Origin of the sequence: Acerihabitans arboris, assembly GCF_010131535.1 — a bacterium.
Taxonomy (GTDB): domain Bacteria; phylum Pseudomonadota; class Gammaproteobacteria; order Enterobacterales; family Enterobacteriaceae; genus Acerihabitans; species Acerihabitans arboris.
Map to the genome: position 1 here is coordinate 1 of NZ_WUBS01000045.1, position 2,523 is coordinate 2,523.

Below are 2,523 nucleotides of genomic sequence, written 5' to 3' on the forward strand. Positions count from 1 at the left end.
GTAAGCGTAAAGCCAGCGCCGTCTGTTATCTATGTTCCAAGGTGGGTAGGTTAGAGCTCCGTCTCATTTAGAAAGAGCTCTATTTGTGGAAAAGCCCACCAACTGGCGTAACGGCTCCCGTAGCGTCTATTCCAATGAATTCAAACTGCACATGGTTGAATTGGCATCCCGGCCTGGTGCCAATGTCTCCAAAATCGCCCGCGAGAATAGCGTTGGCAGTAACCTTATCTTTAAATGGTTACGACTTTGGCAGCAGGAAGGCCGCATATCCCGTCGTCTGCCAGCCTCGGTGACGCAGCCATCAAAACCGGTATTATTACCGGTTGAAGTGATATCCGAGTTGCCGACAACGGACACCTCGTGTGATAAAACCCGGAATTCCCTAGCAACATTCTCCGCAGCGGTCAGCGCGCCATCCTGTTGTATCGAGTTCCGATCCGGTAAAATGACGCTGGAAAATCCTTCCCCGCAGTTGTTGACCGTTGTGCTTCGTGAACTGCTCGGGAGCGCCCGAGAATGATCCCACTCCCGTCAGGAACCCAAATCTGGTTGGTCGCCGGCGTGACCGATATGCGAAAATCCTTCAACGGCCTGGGCGAACAGATACAGCAGGCTCTCAATGATAACCCGTTCTGCGGCCACCTGTTTATCTTCCGCGGCCGCCGTGGCGACACCGTGAAAATCCTCTGGGCGGATGCGGACGGTCTGTGCCTGTTCATCAAACGCCTGGAGCAGGGGCAGTTCGTCTGGCCGACGGTTCGTGACGGCAAAATCGCGCTCACCCGATCTCAGTTGGCGATGCTGCTGGATAAGTTGGACTGGCGTCAGCCGAAAACAACGCGTCTTAACTCACTGACAATGTTGTAAAAAAATCACAGCTGCATTATAAAAGGGGGCATGAATAAGGACTATCTCGCCCGTATCGCTGAACTGGAACGGCAGCTTCGCCAAAAAGACCAACAACTCAGTCTCGTTGAGGAGACCGAGGCCTTCCTGCGTCAGGCGCTTGCGCGGTCGGAAGAAAAGGTAGAAGAGGAAGAACGTAAAAACGAACGCCTGCGCGCGCAGTTGGATAAGCTGCGTCGCATGCTGTTCGGCGCCTCTTCGGAAAAGCTGTTGCGTGAGGTTGACAACGCACAAACGGCGCTGGAAAAGCAGGAAGCGGACAGTGATCGGCGTACCGGTCGGGTGGATGACCCGCAGGTTCCCCGTCAGCTTCGTCAATCCCGGCATCGCCGCCCGCTACCTGAATCCCTTCCCCGTGAGATAAAACGTCTGGAGCCCGCAGAGACCTGCTGCCCGGAATGTGGCGGTCGGCTGGACTCTCTGGGTGAAACGAGTGCGGAACAGCTTGAGCTGATACGTAGCGCTCTGAAAGTTATCCGCACTGTCCGGGTGAAAAAGGCCTGTGTGAAGTGCGACTGCATCGTTGAAGCCCCAGCGCCGTCCCGCCCCATCGATCGGGGTATCGCCGGTGCCGGTCTGCTGGCCCGCGTGCTGACATCAAAGTATGCCGAGCACGTGCCATTGTATCGCCAGACGGAAATCCTGGCGCGACATGGCGTGGACCTGAGCCGGGCGCTGCTCTCCAACTGGGTGGATGCGTGCTGCCGTCTGATGGCGCCGCTGGAAGAGGCCCTTTACCACTACGTCATGGCCACCCGCAAACTGCATACCGATGACACACCGGTCCCGGTACTGGCGCCGGGCAAAAAAAAGACTAAAACCGGTCGTCTGTGGACTTATGTCCGCGATGATCGCAATGCCGGCTCATCAGATCCGCCGGCGGTCTGGTTCGCCTACTCGCCAGACCGGCAGGGGAAACATCCCAAGCATCATCTTCGTCACTTCCATGGCGTGCTGCAGGCGGATGCGTATACCGGCTATGATCAGTTGTTCAGCGCTGAACGCAAAGGCGGGGCACTCAAGGAAGCGGCCTGTATGGCCCATGCCCGCAGAAAAATCCACGATGTGTATATCCGAACAAAAAAAGCAGGCACAGCGGAGGAAGCGCTGGCGCGAATCCGTGAACTGTACCTCATCGAAGCCGAAATCCGGGGACGTGTGGCAGAGGAACGACTGAAGGAGCGGCAAACGCGCAGCAAGCCCTTGCTGGCCTCACTGCATGACTGGATACAGGAAAAGATGCAGACACTGTCGCGCAAATCGGGACTGGGTGAGGCCTTCGGGTACATGTTAAATCAATGGGATGCCCTGTGTTATTACTGCGAAGACGGTCTGGTGGAAATAGACAACAATGCGGCGGAGCGTACCTTGAGAGCCGTCACCCTGGGCAGAAAAAATTATCTCTTCTTCGGTTCGGATCATGGTGGTGACAGGGGCGCGATGCTGTATAGCCTGATCGGCACATGCAAACTCAACGGCATCGATCCTGAAGCCTATCTTCGTCATATCCTCAGCGTTCTGGCAGACTGGCCGATAAACCGGGTGGCGGAACTCCTGCCCTGGAATGTGGATCTGACTGCAGAATAACCGTCAATACGGCGGTGAAAGTACGCTTAC

At 56.2% G+C, this 2,523-nt stretch carries 3 protein-coding genes; all 3 read left to right on the forward strand.

Going from position 1 to position 2,523, the window contains the following annotated elements; genetic code table 11:
* Positions 1-85 precede the first annotated feature (85 nt).
* Genes GRH90_RS25765 through tnpC form a run of 3 tightly spaced genes read left to right on the forward strand, consistent with a single transcriptional unit; the run spans position 86 to position 2,493 of the window.
* Positions 86-520 (forward strand): transposase, encoded by a 435-nt coding sequence (locus GRH90_RS25765; protein WP_162368802.1) that lies wholly within the window; start codon positions 86-88, stop codon positions 518-520.
* Complete coding sequence (gene tnpB, locus GRH90_RS25770; RefSeq protein WP_162368803.1) at positions 517-867, forward strand: IS66 family insertion sequence element accessory protein TnpB; 351 nt, start codon at positions 517-519, stop codon at positions 865-867. Before GRH90_RS25765 ends, tnpB begins: the two co-directional genes overlap by 4 nt.
* 30 nt (positions 868-897) lie before the next feature.
* The gene (gene tnpC, locus GRH90_RS25775; RefSeq protein WP_162368804.1) at positions 898-2,493 is read left to right on the forward strand and encodes an IS66 family transposase; all 1,596 of its coding nucleotides are present in this window, start codon (positions 898-900) and stop codon (positions 2,491-2,493) included.
* The last annotated feature ends 30 nt before the right edge of the window (positions 2,494-2,523 follow it).

What these genes read in the sequence shown, in the direction of transcription:
- tnpB (WP_162368803.1), top strand. Translation starts at nt 517, where the DNA reads ATGATCCCACTCCCGTCAGGAACCCAAATCTGGTTGGTCGCCGGCGTG.
- tnpC (WP_162368804.1), top strand. Translation starts at nt 898, where the DNA reads ATGAATAAGGACTATCTCGCCCGTATCGCTGAACTGGAACGGCAGCTT.